Genomic DNA, 16088 nt, shown 5'->3' with positions numbered 1-16088 from the left:
CCGGAGGCTTGTCCACGAGGGCTCGGCTCGGGAGACCACATCCAGGCCCTCGCCGGCGTGGCTTTGTTCACGGGGAGCGACAGCGGTTGTTCACGAGTTGGGATGAGTTGGGGAGGCACGGGGGGTCTTGCCGGGGCGGCAGCCGGGCCCGAGCCAAGGAGCCTGCAAGGGCTGGTTGATCCCCGCCGCACGGCGCGTCCTGCCGAACGTCGCGATGCCACCCCGTACTGCCCGGCGCGGGCAACCTGACCCACGCGTCGTCCGCCTCAACGCTCTGTCGCGGCGAGACAGCGTGCGCAATGTGGGCCACGCCGGCTCGGGCCGGGGTGGCCCACATTGCCCAGCGAGCTTGGGGAGGCCTACTACGGCTTCAGCACTGGCGCAGGCCAGGGGCGGGGTCCGCGCCCGTGTGCACGGATACGGCGGGGCGCTCCCTCACTGACCGTTGTCCAGCTGCGTCCATCGCGGTGGGAGGCGCAACGTGAACCGGCCCTCGCTCCAGGCGGGCCGAGCGAAGGGCGCCTGACGGGGGAAAGCTCGGTTCAGGCGCCTTCATGCCGTCAGAAGAACCCCAGCTTCTTCGCCGAGTAGCTCACCAGCAGGTTCTTCGTCTGCTGGTAGTGGTCCAGCATCATCTTGTGGTTCTCACGGCCGATGCCGGACTGCTTGTAGCCGCCGAACGCGGCATGTGCCGGATAGGCGTGGTAGCAGTTGGTCCACACGCGGCCCGCCTGGATGGCGCGGCCGGCGCGGTAGGCGGTGGAGCCGTCCCTGGTCCACACGCCGGCGCCCAGTCCGTACAGCGTGTCGTTGGCGATGCCGATCGCGTCCTCGAAGTCGGTGAAGGGCGCGACGGCCACCACGGGGCCGAAGATCTCCTCCTGGAAGACGCGCATGTCGTTGCTGCCTTCGAAGATCGTGGGCCGGACGTAGTAGCCGCCCTCCAGCTCGCCGCCCAGCTCGGCGCGGGAGCCGCCGGTGAGGATGCGGGCGCCCTCCTTCTGGCCGATGTCGAGGTAGGACAGGATCTTCTCCAACTGGTCGTTGGAGGCCTGGGCGCCGATCATGGTGTCGGTGTCCAGCGGATGACCTTGGACGATCTTCTCCGTACGGGCGACTCCCGCCGCCAGGAAGTCCTGGTAGTGACCGCGCTGGATGAGCGCACGGGACGGGCAGGTGCAGACCTCGCCCTGGTTGAGGGCGAACATGGTGAAGCCTTCCAGCGCCTTGTCGTGGAAGTCGTCCACCGAAGACGAGACGTCGTCGAAGAAGATGTTGGGGCTCTTGCCGCCGAGTTCGAGCGTGACCGGCCGCAGGTGCTCGGAGGCGTACTGCATGATCAGGCGCCCGGTGGTGGTCTCCCCGGTGAAGGCGACCTTGGCCACGCGCGGGCTGGAGGCCAGTGGCTTGCCCGCCTCGGCGCCGAAGCCGTTGACGATGTTGACCACGCCGGGCGGCAGCAGGTCCGCGATCAGACTCATCAGGAAGTGCACCGACGCAGGCGTCTGTTCGGCCGGCTTGAGGACCACCGCGTTGCCCGCGGCCAGCGCAGGGGCGAGCTTCCACGTCGCCATGAGGATGGGGAAGTTCCAGGGGATGATCTGCGCGACGACGCCCAGCGGTTCGTGGAAGTGGTAGGCGACGGTGTCCTCGTCGATCTCCGAAAGGGTGCCCTCCTGCGCCCGCACGGCACCCGCGAAGTACCGGAAGTGGTCGATGGCGAGCGGGAGGTCGGCCGCCAGGGTCTCCCGTACGGGCTTGCCGTTCTCCCAGCTCTCGGCGACCGCCAGCGCTTCGAGGTTCTGCTCCATCCGGTCCGCGATCTTGTTGAGGACGGCTGCCCGCTCGGCCGCCGCGGTGCGGGCCCAGCCGGGCGCGGCCGCGTGCGCCGCGTCCAGCGCGCGCTCGACGTCCTCCGCCGTGCCGCGCGCGATCTCGGTGAACGGCTTGCCGTTGACCGGGGTCGGGTTCTCGAAGTACCGGCCGAGCGCGGGCGCCACGTACTCGCCGCCGATCCAGTGGTCGTAGCGGGCCTGGTAATTCATCACGGCATCGGCGGAACCCGGGCTGGCGTAACGGGCCATGGGGCGGCCTCCCCTTCACATTCGACGCGGTGCCCACCGCTTCCGTGCGGTGGGCGTTGCGCGGCACGCTAGGGCGGCGGAGGTTGCGCGAACGTTGCGCGCCGGGCGGGCCGCGTCCGCGGGGCGGCCGGACCGCCGGTCAGGCCATACGCGGCGCGCAGGCTGCGGGCGGTGGCGCTCGGCACGGAGCGTGCCGGCGAGCGCTCAGGGAGGGCCTCCACCAGGGCCTCCCAGATCTCCAGGTCGTCCTCTCCCCATGGGGTGCGGGACCACTGGCACAGCTGCCCGGGGTCCCGCGCACCGAGCAGCGCGCGACGCATCCGATCCGCCAGGCCGTCGCGCAGCCGCCGTACACCGGGCGCCTCGGACAGCGGCAGCAGCGGCCCGCGATAGGTGTCCAGGGCGGCATCGAGCCGACCGTCGGCCACTTCCCGCTCGGCCGCCGCGAGATCGGTCTCGACGGATCGGCCGAGGCGGTACGGGCGGGAGCTGATCAGCGGGCCCACCAGATGCCGGAGCCGGGACATCTCGGCCCGCAGCGTCACCGGGCGCATCTCGCGCTCGCCGTACAGGGAAACCGAGAGCTGATCACCCGTCAGCCCCTCGGGGTGCTGGGCGAGAAGCACCATGATCTCGCTGTGCCTGCGGCCCAGCCGCAGTCGCTCACCGTCGACGACCAGCAGAGCCTCGTCCCGCCCCAGCGCCGTCAGGAAGACGCCCGGCTCGCGCGCCGACGCGGCGAGATGGGCCTCCGCGGCGCGCGCGGTGGCCTGCACCAGGGCCAGACTGTGCGGGCTCGCGAGGTGGTCACCGCCGGTGATGTCCACGGCGCCCAGCAGGCGTCCGGTCCGCAGGTCGTGGAGGGGCGCCGCGGCGCAGGTCCAGCGCTGGACCTGCCGGTTGTAGTGCTCCGCCGCGAAGATCTGTACGGCGTGATCCGAGGCGAGCGCGGTTCCCGGCGCGTTGGTGCCGGCGTGCCGCTCGTCCCAGCGGGCGCCGACGACGAAGTTCATCCGTGCCGCCTTGCGCAGAACCCCCTGGTGTCCCTCGACCCACAGCAGGCGGCCCAGCGGGTCGCAGACGGCCAGCAGATGCGCACCGTCCTCGGCGATGGCACCGAGCAGGTCCCGGAAGACGGGCATCGCGCGGGCGAGGGGGTGCGCGTCGCGGTAGCTGTGCAGTGCGGTGCCGTCCAGTTCGATGGGGGCGGCGCCGTCCGAGGTGGCCCGGGCGTCGGCCGAACGGCGCCAGGACTCCGCGACCACCCGGCGGACGGGTGGTGCGACGGCCTCGCCCGCCAGGAACGCCTCATGCGCCCGCCGTACCGTGCGCGTGCGCTCGACGGGGTCGGTGCCCGCCTCCATCGCCAGCCAAGGGTTGACCACGTGTCACCTCTCCGGTGCTGCCGCCTGCCCCGTCACCGCCGATGGTGCTCGCAGCGGGCGGACCCGTAAACCCCACCGGTCTCAACCTGCCGCCGCGGTGCTGCTGTTGACCGCATGAGGCTGGGCATCGGGAGGGTGAGCGGGCGACCGACGCAGGGCCTCAGGCGAACCGGGAGGCGCCGTGAGGCGCCATCATCAGCGGTGGCGTGGGGTTCGACGCGGAGGTGGTGGCGATCCGGGACACCGTCCGCGCCGAGCTGCTCGCCACCATCGCGCGGGGCGCCCGGGGGAGGGAGGACATCCCGCCGCTGGCCCGCACCGCGCTGGTCGGCTGGCTCGCCGGCGTCGAGGGCGTCACCCTGGACTGGATCGCCGAACGGCAGGTGCCGCGCGAGACGGTGGTGGCGCTGCTGGTGCGCGGCCTGGGGGACACGCTCCGGCTCGTCGAGGAGTACGAGCCGAGCTGGCCGGCGCCGCCCCGCCCGCAGCTGTGAGACCACGGCGAAGGCGGGGCGGCTCCGACCCGGTGGGCACACGCAAGGGCGGGAGACCGCAGCCTCCCGCCCTCGTCGCGCGTGTACCGCCGCGGCTAGCGGATCGCCTTGATCAGCTCGCCGTTGGAGGTGTCACCGCTCAGCTCCCAGAAGAACGTGCCGCCCATGCCCTGCGCGTCCTTGAAGGCCATCTTCGTGCCGATGGTCTCGGGAGTGTCGTAACTCCACCACTGGTCACCGCACTTGGCGTAGGCGGTGCCACCCACCTTGCCGGTGGCCGGGCAGCGTCCCTTGAGGTTCTTGTAGTCCTCGATGCCCGCCTCGTACTTGCCGGGCGCCGCGCCGGTGGCCGTACCGCCCGGTGCGTCCTGGGTGACGCCGGCCCAGCCGCGTCCGTAGAAGCCGATGCCCAGCAGCAGCTTCCCGGCCGGGATGCCGAGGTCCTTGAGCTTCTTGGTGGTGTCGGTGGTGTTGAAACCGGCCTTGGGGATACCGCTGTACGACGCCAGCGGGGAATGCGGCGCCGTCGGCCCCTTGGCGTCCCACGCACCGAAGTAGTCGTACGTCATCGGGTTGTACCAGTCGACGTACTGCGCAGCGCCCGCGTAGTCGGTGGCGTCGATCTTGCCCCCGGCCGAGGCGTCCGCGGTGATCGCCGCGGTCACGAGGTTGCCCGTGCCGAACTTCGCACGCAGCGACTTCATGACCTTGGTGAAGGCGTCCCTGCCGCTGCTGTCGCAGGTCAGACCGCAGGCGTTGGGGTACTCCCAGTCGATGTCGATGCCGTCGAACACATCGGCCCAGCGCTTGTCCTCGACCAGGTCCAGGCAGGACTGCGCGAACGCGTCGGGGTTCTTGGCCGCCTCCGTGAACCCGCCGGACCAGGTCCAGCCGCCGAACGACCAGATCACCTTGAGGTCGGGGTGCAGCTTCTTGAGCTTGCGCAGCTGGTTGAAGTTGCCACGCAGCGCACCGGCGTCCCAGGTGTCCGCCTTGCCGTCGACGCTCTGGTCGGCGGTGTACGCCTTGTCGTAGTCGGCGTAGGAGTCGCCGATCGCGCACTTGCCGCCCTGGACGTTGCCGAAGGCGTAGTTGATGTGGGTCAGCTTGGCGGCGGACCCCGACGTCTCGATGTTCTTGACGTGATAATTGCGGTCGTAGACACCCCAGTTGGTGAAGTATCCGACGACCTTGTTGCCCGCGGCGGCCGGCTGTGCGGTGGTCGTGGCAGCGGTTCGCGCGGTGGTGGGGGCGCCGGCCGGGAGTGCGGTGGCCGATCCGGCGAGCAGGGCGCCGGCCAGCGCCGCCGTACACAGGGTGGTGGCGGCGGCGATCAGCCTGCGCGGTGATCGCTTCCGGTGCGGTCTGAGCATGTCGTCTCCTCGGAGGGGGATCGAGGGGTGGAGCCTGACCTGCGTTCCGAATTGGCATGAACGCGTTGAACGTTGGAGCAGAAGGTAGAAGGACTAGACCACTGGGGTCAATGGTTCGGACCAATTTGGTGGCGGGGCGCGCGCCCGATGCCCCTCGGCCAACGGCTGAAGATCAACCCGTGACGTGGGGCCGCCGATCGGGCATACTCCTAGCGCCACAGCTGCAGGTCACCGCCGTCCGCGACCCGGAAGGCGATCATCGGCTCGGCACCACGGAAACCCGGCGTCGCCGCCTCACCCCGCGCGAGCGTCGCCGCAGCGCCCGACAGGGAGGAGAGCGCCGCCATGACCGAGTACGGCATCCAGCCGGTGGACCGCAGGCTGCCCACGGAGGAAGCCCACGATCTGATGACGCTCGTACGCGAGCTCACGGAGCGCGAGATCCGGCCCATGGCCGCCGAGGAGGAGGACGCCGGGCACTTCCCGCGCGAGACCTTCCGGCTGCTGTCGGAAGCCGGTCTGCTGTCCCTCCCGTTCGCCGAGGAATTCGGCGGCGGCGACCAGCCCTATGAGGTGTACCTCCAGGTCCTGGAGGAGCTGGCGGCCGCCCGCCTCACCGTCGGCCTCGGCGTCAGCGTGCACACCCTCTCCTGTCACGCGCTGGCCGGATACGGCAGCAAGGAGCAGCGCGCCGAGCACCTTCCGGCCATGCTCGGCGGCGGACTCCTGGGCGCGTACTGCCTCTCCGAACCCGCGTCGGGCTCCGACGCGGCCTCCCTGGCCACGCGCGCCACCCGGGACGGCGACATCTGGACGCTGAACGGCACCAAGGCGTGGATCACCCACGGCGGCGTGGCCGATTTCTATACCGTCCTGGCCCGCACCGGCGGCAGCGGCTCCCACGGCATCACGGCATTCCTGGTCCCCGGCGACGCCGAGGGGCTGAGCGCCGCCCAGCCCGAGCGGAAGATGGGCATGAAGGGCTCGCCGACCGCCCAGCTGCACTTCGACGGCGTCCGTGTCCCCGACTCCCGCCGCCTCGGCGAGGAGGGGCAGGGCTTCCCCATCGCTCTCTCCGCCCTGGAGTCCGGCCGACTGGGGATCGCGGCATGCGCCGTCGGCGTCGCGCAGGCAGCGCTGGACGAAGCGCTGGCCTACACCGCCACGCGCCGCCAGTTCGGCCGCCCGATCGCCGACTTCCAGGGCCTGCGCTTCATGCTCGCCGATATGGCCACCCAGGTGGAGGCGGGTCGAGCGCTCTATCTCAGTGCCGCCCGGCTGCGCGATGCCGGACTGCCGTTCTCCAAGGAAGCGGCGATGGCCAAGCTCTTCTGCACCGACACCGCGATGCGGGTGACCACCGACGCGGTCCAGCTTCTCGGCGGCTACGGCTACACCCTGGACTTCCCGGCCGAGCGCTATATGCGCGAGGCCAAGGTCCTGCAGATCGTCGAGGGCACCAACCAGATCCAGCGGATGGTCATCGCCCGCCATCTGGCGGGCCCCGAATCGCGCTGACGGAGCCGGCGGAGCCGACAGGGCGGCATGCCGAAGAGCCGGCAGCGCCGACAGAGGTGCGCTGACGGCAAGCCGGCGCGCGCCACCGCTGCCCCGGCCCGTTCGCGCAGACCGGGGTGCTTCGACGCCGGTCTGCGTCCCACAGTCGTACGCCCGGCTCCCGTGGGGGGAGCCGGGCGTATTTGCGCCATTCTTCCGCCGCAACTCGCCAAGGGGCGAGGGGCTCCCGCCCGACGCATGGCACTTCCGCCCGCGCCGCGGCTATGGCCGCTCACCAATTCCTGACGTACCGTCAACTCCGGCTGCCCGAACCGCACTCCGGGCGACGACCGTGCCGACCGCGCGTCCAGGAGGAGACCGTGTCCGACCGCCCGATCGCGCTCGACGAGTACCCGATCCACCAGGCCCCGCTGTCCATGCGGCATGTCGCCACCGGCGACCGCAACGCCTACGACCGGTGCATCTTCCACGTCATGGACCACTCGGGCCGCGCTTTGCTCATCGCCGGCCTCGGCGTCTACCCCAACACCGGAGTCATCGACGCCTACGCCACTCTCCGTCTCGGTGACCGACTGCACGCCGTACGGGCCTCCGACGCGCTCAGCGACGATCGGCTGGCGCTCACCGTCGGCCCGCTCGGCATCACCGTCGACAAGCCGCTGCAGCGGCTGCGCCTCACCTGCGCCGCCGACCCCGACGACCCGGACGGTCTCGCCTACGACCTGACGTGGACCGCGGCCTTCCCCGCCACCTGGGAGCCCCACCACACCCAGTACCGCGGCGACCGCCTGATGCTCGAAGGCCGCCGCTTCGTGCAGGCCGGCACCTGCACCGGGACGATCCGCGTCGGCGGACAGGAGATCGCCGTCACGACGGGGGAGTGGACGGGCACCAGGGACCGAAGCTGGGGCGTGCGTCCCATTCCCGGTGAGGACGGCGGCCGGGCCGCCGAGGAGCTGCGGCCCGAGGGCTTCCACTGGGTGTGGTGCCCGGTGCGCTTCGACGACCGGTTCCTCATGGTCATCGTCCAGGAGGACGCCGACGGCCACCGCACGCTCAACGAGGCCATGTCCGTCCGTGAGGGGGCGCGCGACACCCAACTCGGCTGGCCGCACACGGACATCACCTACCGGCCCGGCACCCGCCACCCCGAGCGTGCCGTCATCCACCTCACCGACCCGGCCCGCAAACCCCTCACCCTCACCGCGGAGATCCTCACCTCCTCGCCCCTCGCGGTCGGCGCCGGCTATCCGCCGGCCGACGACTGGCAGCACGGCACCTGGCGGGGGCGGGGCTGGTCCGACCGCCGCGTCCACGACCTCTCCGACCCCGCGGCCCACCCGCTCGCGGCCTACGGCGTCACCGATCACGCGGCCCGCTTCACCCTCGACGGCCGGACCGGGTACGGCATCTTCGAGCACGGCAGCTTCGGGCGGCACGACCCCAGCGGCTTCACCGGCTACGATTCCGTGGCCCCCGCAGCCGCTCCCGACGCGTCGCTGACCTCCGGGCAGGAGGAGGCCGGCCGATGACCACCGCGCCCCGCCCCCGGACCACCACCCGCGACCCCGAAGCGCTCACCCGCCGCCTCACCGCCTGGCTCGGTACCCGTCTGCCCGGCGCCCGCGCCGTCGGAGCGACCGTTCCCGACTCCAACGGCATGTCCAGCGAAACGCTGCTCTTCGACATCGACCACCCCGGCGCGCCGGTCCGCTCCTGCGCCCTACGGCTGGCCGCCGACCCCACGGCGTACACCGTCTTCCCCCGCTACGACATGGCCCGGCAGTACCGCACCATGCGCCTGGTCGCCGAGCGCACCGACCTCCCGGTGCCCCGCACCCTCTGGCTGGAGGAGGACCCGGCGCACCTCGGCGCGCCGTTCTTCGTCATGGAGCGAGCCGCAGGGCGCGTCCCGCCGGACGTCATGCCCTATACGTACGAGGGAAGTTGGCTGCATGCGGCCACCGACGCCGAACGGGAGCACCTCGAAGCCGCCAGCGTCTCGGTCCTCGCCCGCCTGCACGACCAAGTGCCTTCCGGGGCTGCCGACTTCCTCGCCACGCCCGGCCCGGGAACCGCCCTGCACCGACATGTCGAAGCCCAACACGCCTACTACGCCTGGGTCGTCCAGGGGCGCCCCCGCTCACCACTGATCGAGCGCGGCTTCCGATGGCTCGCGGACCACTGGCCGTCCGACCCCGGCGAGACGGTGCTGACCTGGGGAGATGCCAGGATCGGCAATATCGTCTACGACGGTTTCACGCCGGCGGCCGTACTGGACTGGGAGATGGCCGCCCTCGGGCCCCGCGAACTGGACCTGGGCTGGATGGTGTATCTGCACCGCTTCTTCCAGGACCTCACCGTCGCCTCAGGTCAGCGCGGACTGCCCGGCTTTCTGCGGCGCGACGACATCGAGGGACGCTACGCCCGGCTCACCGGGCATGCGCCCCGCGACATGGAGTTCCACGCCCTTTACGCGGCGCTGCGGCACGCGATCGTCATGCTGAGGGTGGCCTACCGGCGGATTCACTTCGGCGAGGCGGCCGCCCCCGACGAGCCCGATGCGCTGGTCCTGCACCGGGACACGCTGGAGGCCATGCTCGCCGGCCGTTACTGGTGACGCCGCCGCCTGAGCCCGCCCGGCTCAGGCCTGACGGCGCACCTGGGGCTCGATCCGGGTCGGCCGGGTGCCGGGCCCTCCGACGTGGGAGAAGGGCTGACGGCGCCAGTCCAGGCCCTCCGGGAGCGTCAGCAGCACGGCGGCGTCCTGCTCCTGGGCGTCCAGGGTGTCGTCGGTCGAGGGGGCCTCGGCCACCGGCCGCCCCGACCCCTGGCACACCGTCAGGCCGAAGGGGTTCCACGGCGAGGGGCACAGTGCGTGCTCGGGAAGGGTGTCCTCGTCCGCGAGCAGCGCGATCGGCTGCATGCAGTCCGGGCAGGTCACCCGGTAGATCTCAAAGGTCTCGAATGCTTCGTACGCGTCGTCGTCGCCGGTGGAACCGGGACTGTCGCCCTCCTGGGCGCCGACGTTCGCCGCAGCGGATTCCTGCTTCAGGCGTCGCATGATGTCCATCCCCCTCGGGTGGGCCGATCGGGCCGCTGACTTCCTGTGACGGGCGGCCCCGGCCACCACGAGCAATTCCCCTCATGCCGCGCGCATAATCGCCGCCGCCCGACGGACACGGGGGCGCACGTGTGGCATTCGTCACACTGCTCGCCGCAGGGGTGTCCACGATCCGGCGCGCGGTGCGCGCACGCGCCTGGGCGCAGTAAGTTGAGCGGGTGGAGGAGTTGGACCGACAAATCGTGGATCTTCTCGTCAAGGACGGGCGGATGAGCTACACCGACCTGGGCAAGGCCACCGGCCTTTCGACCTCGGCGGTACATCAGCGTGTGCGCCGCCTTGAACAGCGCGGTGTCATCCGGGGCTATGCGGCCATCGTCGACCCCGAAGCCGTGGGGCTGCCGCTCACCGCCTTCATCTCGGTCAAACCCTTCGACCCGAGCGCGCCCGACGACATCGCCGATCGGCTCGCCGAGGTCCCCGAGCTGGAGGCATGCCACAGCGTCGCCGGCGACGAGAACTACATCCTCAAGGTCCGGGTCGCCACCCCCCTGGAGCTGGAGCACCTGCTCACCCGCATCCGCACCCTGGCCGGTGTCTCCACCCGCACCACGGTCGTGCTCTCCACCCCGTACGAGGCGCGGCCGCCCCGCATCTGACCGGGCATCCGACCCCGCGCGCGGCGGCCGCGCGCGCAGGCGGCAAACTGTCCGGTATGAGCGAGCGCACCCCCGACCCGGCCCGTCCCCGAACCGTTCTGCTGCGCGGCGGTGAGGTGCACAGTCCGGCGGACCCCTTCGCCACCGCCATGGTCGTGGAAGGCGGCAGCATCGCCTGGGTCGGTGAGGAGGGTGCCGCCGACTCCTTCGCCGACGGCGTCGACGAGATCGTTCACCTCGATGGCGCACTGGTCACCCCCGCGTTCACGGACGCACACGTGCACACCACGGCGACCGGTCTCGCGCTCACCGGCCTCGACCTCTCCGGCGCCGCCACGCTGCCCGACGCACTGGCCCGGATCCGTGCCCACGCCACGGCCCGCCCGGCGGACCGGATCCTGCTCGGCCACGGCTGGGACGCCACTGCCTGGCCCGAGGGCCGCCCGCCGTCCCGCGCCGAACTGGACGACGCCGCCGGCGGCCGTCCCCTCTACCTCACCCGGGTCGACGTGCACTCCGCCGTCGTCACCACCGCTCTGCTCGACCTCGTCCCGGGCATCCGTGAGCGCACCGGCTTCCGGCCCGACGCCCCGCTGACCGGCGATGCCCACCACGCGGTGCGGCAGACCGCGTACGCCACGCTCACCGCGGCGCAGCGCGCCGACGCCCAGACCGCCGCGCTCGCCCGCGCCGCCTCCCTCGGCATCGGCACCCTCCACGAGTGCGCCGGCCCGGACATCTCCGGTGAGGACGACTTCACCGCCCTGCTCGCCCTGGCCGCGGAGGGGCACGGCCCGCGGGTCGTCGGCTACTGGGCAGAAAAGATCGCAACCGCAAAGGAAGCCGACCGGATCCGTGACCTGGGCGCCGTCGGTGCCGCCGGAGACCTCTTCGTCGACGGCTCCCTCGGCTCGCACACCGCCCACCTCCACGCCCCGTACGCCGACGCCCCGCACACCGGCAGCGCGCACCTCACCGCCGAGGAGGTCGCCGCGCACGTCGCCGCCTGCACCGAAGCCGGCCTCCAGGCCGGTTTCCACGCCATCGGCGACGCCGCCCTGACCACCGTCGTCGACGGCGTACGCGCCGCCGCCGACCGCGTCGGCCTGCAGCGGGTGCGTGCCGCACGGCACCGCGTCGAACACGCCGAGATGCTCACCGACGCCACCCTCGCCGCCTTCGCCGATCTGGCCCTGACCGCCTCCGTCCAACCCGCCTTCGACGCCGCCTGGGGCGGCGACAGCGGCATGTACGCCGCCCGCCTGGGCGCCGACCGGGCACGCACCCTCAACCCCTACGCCGCCCTGCTCAAGGCCGGAGTGCCGCTCGCCCTGGGCTCCGACAGCCCGGTCACCCCACTCGACCCCTGGGGCACGCTGCGCGCCGCCGTCTTCCACCGCACCCGCGCCCACGGCATCTCCGCCCGCGCCGCGTTCACCGCGCACACCCGCGGCGGCTGGCGCGCCATCGGCCGCGACGACGCGGGCATCCTGGTCCCCGGAGCCCCCGCCGACTACGCGGTCTGGCGCACTGGAGACCTCCTCGTCCAGGCCCCCGACGAGCGCGTCCAACGGTGGTCGACCGACCCCCGCTCCGGCACCCCTGGCCTGCCCGATCTCACCCCCGGCAGCGCCCTCCCGGAATGCCTGAGCACCGTCGTCGGCGGCCGGACGGTCTTCGGGCGGCCGAACGAGTGACATCGCGCGGCCGCGTGCCGCCCGAGGACGTCCGTGCGGCTACTCGCCCGACCTGCGAAGGCGCGCCACTGACCTGGCCCGACGCGAAAACGACGCAGGCGGGGCACCTGTTGACAGCAGGCGGTCGGCGGCCGGTAGGTTCGGCCGAGTCCACCACCAGGACGTCCGATCGGGAGACCTCCGCGCAGTCGTCGAACGCAGCTGGGCCATGGGGCGGGGTGCCACACCGGCACACCGCCGCTGGGAGCCAGGTCCAGCATCAGCGGCCCGACGCGCCGGATTGGTTTCGGCCGGATGGGGGTCCCTCCCTGCTCCTTCAGAGCGTGGGGGAAGGTGCGACCCGGGTGGGGCCCGGATGCTCAGTAGACAACGGCTTTCGGTCGACCCGCAGCCAGCGGGTCCCAGGTCGGCCCGAAGGGCGCCGGGCCCCGATCCGCACCCTCCCGCTGCGCCCTCTACCGCGCGCACCCCGCACCCGCAACCGCGGCCACCCGATGTACGGTCAGCTCACCACCGCACGACCTGAAGGAAGGCGCGACCGTGCCATCGGGTTCCGACACCACCGTAGAAGCCGTCAGCGACACCTCGCCCGACGGCCCGGTGCCGCCCGCGGAGGCGGGTTCGGCCGACGGGCGGAGCCGTCCCGGCCGCGCCCGCCGGCTCCTCGCGCTCGCCCGCCGTACCGCACCGCGCACCGGCGTGGCCGTCGTCTCCGGGGTGGCGCTGGGCTTCGCCTTCCCGCCGTACGACCTGTGGCCGCTGTCCCTGGTGGCCGTGGCCGCGCTCTCGCTGCTGACCCGCGGCCGGAGTGTCCGTCAGGGCGCCTGGACGGGCTTCGCCTTCGGCGTGCCCTTCTTCCTGCTCCTGCTGAAGTGGCTGCATGTCATCGGCTGGGACGCGGTGGTGGGACTCTCCGTCGTCCAGGCGCTCTTCGTGACGCTTCTGGGGGCCGCGCTGGCCGGCACCTCGCGGCTGCCGGCCTGGCCGCTGTGGGCCGCCTGTCTGTGGGTCGCGGAGGAGTGGGCCCGCGACCGCCTCCCGTTCGGCGGCTTCCCCTGGGGACGGCTCGCCTTCGCCAACACCGCCTCGCCGTTCACGCCGCTCGCCGCGCTGGGCGGCGCCCCGCTGGTCACCTTCGTGGTCGCCCTGACCGGCACCCTGCTGGCCGCTTGCGCCGCCATCCTCTGGGGCCTGCGCGGCTCGGGCACGCTGCGCCGCGCGGTCCCGGCCCTGGAAGCGTTCGGCCTCGCCGCCGCCCTCACCGTGGCCGGCGCGGCCGTACCCGTCCCGACCAAGGCCGACGACAGCGTCGACATCGCCGTCGTCCAGGGCAACGTCCAGCAGGCCGGTATGGACTTCCTGGGCCGCCCGATGAAGATCCTCGACAACCACGCCACGGCTACCGAGAAGCTCGCCGCCGACATCAAGGCGGGCAAGGCGAAGAAGCCCGATCTGGTCATCTGGCCAGAGAACTCCTCCGACCTCGACCCGTTCCAGTACCCGCAGGCCTACGACCGGATCGACGAGGCGGTGAAGGCGATCGGCGTCCCCGTGCTCGTCGGTGCCCTCGTCGACCATCCGTCCCGGCAGGGCTATGTCTTCAACGAGGGCATCGTGTGGGACCCGAAGAAGGGCCCGGGCGCCTCGTACACCAAGCAGCACCCCGTGCCGTTCGGCGAGTACGTGCCGTTCCGTGAGCAGCTCAGCAAGATCATCACGCGTTTCCAGCGGGTGCCGCGCGACTTCTACCCGGGCGACCACACCGGCGTGCTGAACATCGGTCCCGCCAAGCTCGGCGATGTCATCTGCTTCGAGGTCGCCTACGACGAGATCGTCCACGAGACGGTCGACGCCGGAGCCCGCGCTCTGGTCATCCAGACCAACAACGCCACCTACGGCCGGACCGGCCAGCCGGAACAGCAACTGGCCATGTCCAAGCTCCGCGCCGTCGAGCACGGCCGTGCCGTCGTCACCGCCGCCACCAGCGGGATCAGCGCCGTCGTCGCCCCGGACGGCACCGTCACGCACCAGATCCCGGAATTCACCCGGGGCGTGGTGTCCGCGCGCATCCCGCTGCGCGACGAAACGACGCTCGCCGACCGCGTCGGTGCAGCTCCTGAGTGGGCGCTCGCTATCGTTGGTCTTCTGTCCTGCGCCGCCGCGACAGTCATCGGCCGGCGCGGGCGTTCGAAGGACGAGAAGGGGCAGCAGTGACAGACGGCGGTCAGCGGCAGTACGGTCCGCTCGGCACCACCTTGGTGATCATTCCGACGTACAACGAGGCGGAGAACATCAAGCCGATCGTCTCGCGGGTGCGGTCCGCCGTCCCCGAGGCCCATGTGCTCGTCGCCGACGACAACAGCCCCGACGGCACCGGCAAGCTCGCCGACGAGCTGGCCGTCTCCGACGAGCAGGTCCACGTCCTGCACCGCAAGGGCAAGGAAGGGCTCGGCGCCGCCTACCTCGCGGGCTTCCGCTGGGGCATCGACAACGGCTACGGCGTGCTGGTGGAGATGGACGCCGACGGCTCCCACCAGCCCGAGGAACTGCCCCGGCTGCTCACCGCACTCAAGGGCGCCGACCTCGTCCTCGGCTCCCGCTGGGTTCCCGGCGGCCGCGTCGTGAACTGGCCCAGGACCCGCGAGATGCTCTCCCGCGGCGGCAGCACCTACTCCCGCATCCTGCTGGACGTCCCGATCCGCGATGTGACCGGCGGCTTCCGGGCCTTTCGTGCGGAGAGCCTCGAGGGGCTCGGTCTGGCCGAGATCGCCTCCCAGGGCTACTGCTTCCAGGTCGACCTCGCCCGCCGTGCCGTCCAGGCCGGCCACCACGTCGTCGAGGTGCCGATCACCTTCGTCGAGCGGGAGCTGGGCGACAGCAAGATGAGCCGTGACATCGTCGTCGAGGCGCTGTGGCGGGTCACGGCCTGGGGCATCGGCTCCCGCGTGGGCAAGCTCCGCGGCCGCTGACGGCCGGTCCACCGCTCTCCTCCGGGCGCGGACCGGGAAGCGGCGCGGTGGGCGGATGGTCGCCGACGCGTGACCCTCAGGAGTCGCCGCGCGCCGGGCCAGGCACACTTGAGGCATGACGTTCGGAGCCACGCCATCGCAGCCCGGTCCCCGCCCACCCAGGCGTTCACGCGCCCGCAGGTTCGTCCCGTTGGGCATCGCCGCCTGGATGGTGCTGGAGATCTGGCTGCTGATCGTGGTCGCCGATGCCACGAACGGTCTGACGGTCTTCCTGCTGCTTCTGGCCGGCGTGATCGCCGGTGCGTATGTGATCAAGCGGGCCGGCCGTCGCGCCTGGAAGAACCTCACCGAGAGCCTGCAGGCCGGCCGCGATCCCGCAGCGCCGCCCAAGGACCCGGCGTCCGGCAGCGGCAACACCCTGCCGATGCTCGGCGGTCTGCTGCTGATGGTGCCGGGCCTGGTGTCCGACGCGCTGGGCCTGCTCTGCCTCTTCCCGCCGACCGGAAAGCTGATCCACCACCGCGCGGAGAAGATCCTCAACCGGCGGGCGGCCAACAGCCCGGGGACGTTCGGTGACGCCTTCCAGCAGGCACGCATGCGCCGCCCGGACGGCAAGGTCGTCCAGGGCGAGGTCATCCACGACGACGAACCTCCGGCCCCCCGGCGCCAGGACCCGCCGCTGACCGGCTGAGGGCCGCGAACGGCAGTCGCGAACAGGCAAGGGCCGGGGGCCCCCCGGGGGGGTGGGCCCCGCCCGTGTTAGTGGTGTGGGGGCGTAGGAAGTGCGGTTGTGATGCGGTCGTTGGGGTGGGGTGGGGGCGGTGGAGGGCCAAGTTAATGGTGGC

General features: G+C 72.0%; 13 protein-coding genes and 1 pseudogene. 9 read left to right on the top strand and 5 right to left on the bottom strand.

The window, feature by feature from the left end:
* Nucleotides 1-560 precede the first annotated feature (560 nt).
* Both ACGFZW_RS03340 and ACGFZW_RS03335 read right to left on the bottom strand, forming a co-directional pair.
* The gene (locus tag ACGFZW_RS03340) at nucleotides 561-2084 is read right to left on the bottom strand and encodes an aldehyde dehydrogenase family protein (RefSeq protein ID WP_393891311.1); all 1524 of its coding nucleotides are present in this window, start codon (nucleotides 2082-2084) and stop codon (nucleotides 561-563) included.
* A gap of 68 nt (nucleotides 2085-2152) precedes the next feature.
* Nucleotides 2153-3469: a GAF domain-containing protein gene (locus ACGFZW_RS03335; protein WP_393891310.1), complete on the bottom strand. Its 1317-nt coding sequence runs from the start codon at nucleotides 3467-3469 to the stop codon at nucleotides 2153-2155.
* Nucleotides 3470-3660: 191 nt separating this feature from the next.
* On the opposite strand from ACGFZW_RS03335, the pseudogene ACGFZW_RS03330 reads away from it, so the two are divergent.
* Nucleotides 3661-3963 (top strand): annotated as a pseudogene (locus ACGFZW_RS03330) (TetR/AcrR family transcriptional regulator); the annotation flags it as partial.
* Between the two features lie 95 nt (nucleotides 3964-4058).
* Here the strand turns inward: ACGFZW_RS03330 and ACGFZW_RS03325 are convergent.
* Both ACGFZW_RS03325 and ACGFZW_RS03320 read right to left on the bottom strand, forming a co-directional pair.
* Nucleotides 4059-5336: a glycoside hydrolase family 18 protein gene (locus tag ACGFZW_RS03325; RefSeq protein ID WP_393891309.1), complete on the bottom strand. Its 1278-nt coding sequence runs from the start codon at nucleotides 5334-5336 to the stop codon at nucleotides 4059-4061.
* Nucleotides 5337-5545: 209 nt separating this feature from the next.
* Complete coding sequence (locus tag ACGFZW_RS03320) at nucleotides 5546-5698, bottom strand: hypothetical protein (RefSeq protein WP_393891308.1); 153 nt, start codon at nucleotides 5696-5698, stop codon at nucleotides 5546-5548.
* On the opposite strand from ACGFZW_RS03320, the gene ACGFZW_RS03315 reads away from it, so the two are divergent.
* From ACGFZW_RS03315 to ACGFZW_RS03305, 3 genes are all read left to right on the top strand, one after another.
* Nucleotides 5682-6854, top strand: a complete 1173-nt coding sequence (locus ACGFZW_RS03315) for an acyl-CoA dehydrogenase family protein (protein WP_393891307.1) — start codon at nucleotides 5682-5684, stop codon at nucleotides 6852-6854. The two genes, ACGFZW_RS03320 and ACGFZW_RS03315, sit on opposite strands and share 17 nt — an antisense overlap.
* 359 nt (nucleotides 6855-7213) lie before the next feature.
* Nucleotides 7214-8386, top strand: coding sequence for a hypothetical protein (locus tag ACGFZW_RS03310; protein WP_393891306.1), 1173 nt, complete (start codon nucleotides 7214-7216; stop codon nucleotides 8384-8386).
* Nucleotides 8383-9474, top strand: coding sequence for a phosphotransferase family protein (locus ACGFZW_RS03305; RefSeq protein ID WP_393891305.1), 1092 nt, complete (start codon nucleotides 8383-8385; stop codon nucleotides 9472-9474). Before ACGFZW_RS03310 ends, ACGFZW_RS03305 begins: the two co-directional genes overlap by 4 nt.
* Before the next feature lie 24 nt (nucleotides 9475-9498).
* Here the strand turns inward: ACGFZW_RS03305 and ACGFZW_RS03300 are convergent, their stop codons facing one another.
* The gene (locus tag ACGFZW_RS03300; RefSeq protein ID WP_393891304.1) at nucleotides 9499-9927 is read right to left on the bottom strand and encodes a hypothetical protein; all 429 of its coding nucleotides are present in this window, start codon (nucleotides 9925-9927) and stop codon (nucleotides 9499-9501) included.
* A gap of 209 nt (nucleotides 9928-10136) precedes the next feature.
* On the opposite strand from ACGFZW_RS03300, the gene ACGFZW_RS03295 reads away from it, so the two are divergent.
* The 5 genes from ACGFZW_RS03295 to fxsA all read left to right on the top strand — a co-directional run bounded on the left by ACGFZW_RS03295 (nucleotide 10137) and on the right by fxsA (nucleotide 15934).
* Nucleotides 10137-10577: an Lrp/AsnC family transcriptional regulator gene (locus tag ACGFZW_RS03295; protein ID WP_026170119.1), complete on the top strand. Its 441-nt coding sequence runs from the start codon at nucleotides 10137-10139 to the stop codon at nucleotides 10575-10577.
* 56 nt (nucleotides 10578-10633) lie between these two features.
* Nucleotides 10634-12274: an amidohydrolase gene (locus ACGFZW_RS03290; RefSeq protein WP_393891303.1), complete on the top strand. Its 1641-nt coding sequence runs from the start codon at nucleotides 10634-10636 to the stop codon at nucleotides 12272-12274.
* 540 nt (nucleotides 12275-12814) lie between these two features.
* A complete protein-coding gene (gene lnt, locus ACGFZW_RS03285; protein WP_393891302.1) occupies nucleotides 12815-14488 on the top strand; it encodes an apolipoprotein N-acyltransferase in 1674 nt (557 codons plus the stop codon).
* Nucleotides 14485-15243: a polyprenol monophosphomannose synthase gene (locus tag ACGFZW_RS03280; protein ID WP_393891301.1), complete on the top strand. Its 759-nt coding sequence runs from the start codon at nucleotides 14485-14487 to the stop codon at nucleotides 15241-15243. The genes lnt and ACGFZW_RS03280 overlap by 4 nt, the downstream gene beginning before the upstream one ends.
* Nucleotides 15244-15358: 115 nt before the next feature.
* Complete coding sequence (gene fxsA / locus ACGFZW_RS03275; RefSeq protein WP_393891300.1) at nucleotides 15359-15934, top strand: FxsA family membrane protein; 576 nt, start codon at nucleotides 15359-15361, stop codon at nucleotides 15932-15934.
* The last annotated feature ends 154 nt before the right edge of the window (nucleotides 15935-16088 follow it).

This window comes from Streptomyces sp. NPDC048248, assembly GCF_043201875.1.
Lineage (GTDB): Bacteria > Actinomycetota > Actinomycetes > Streptomycetales > Streptomycetaceae > Streptomyces.
The sequence above is the reverse complement of the archived record's forward strand: the minus strand, read 5'-3'. Positions and strand labels throughout refer to the sequence as shown.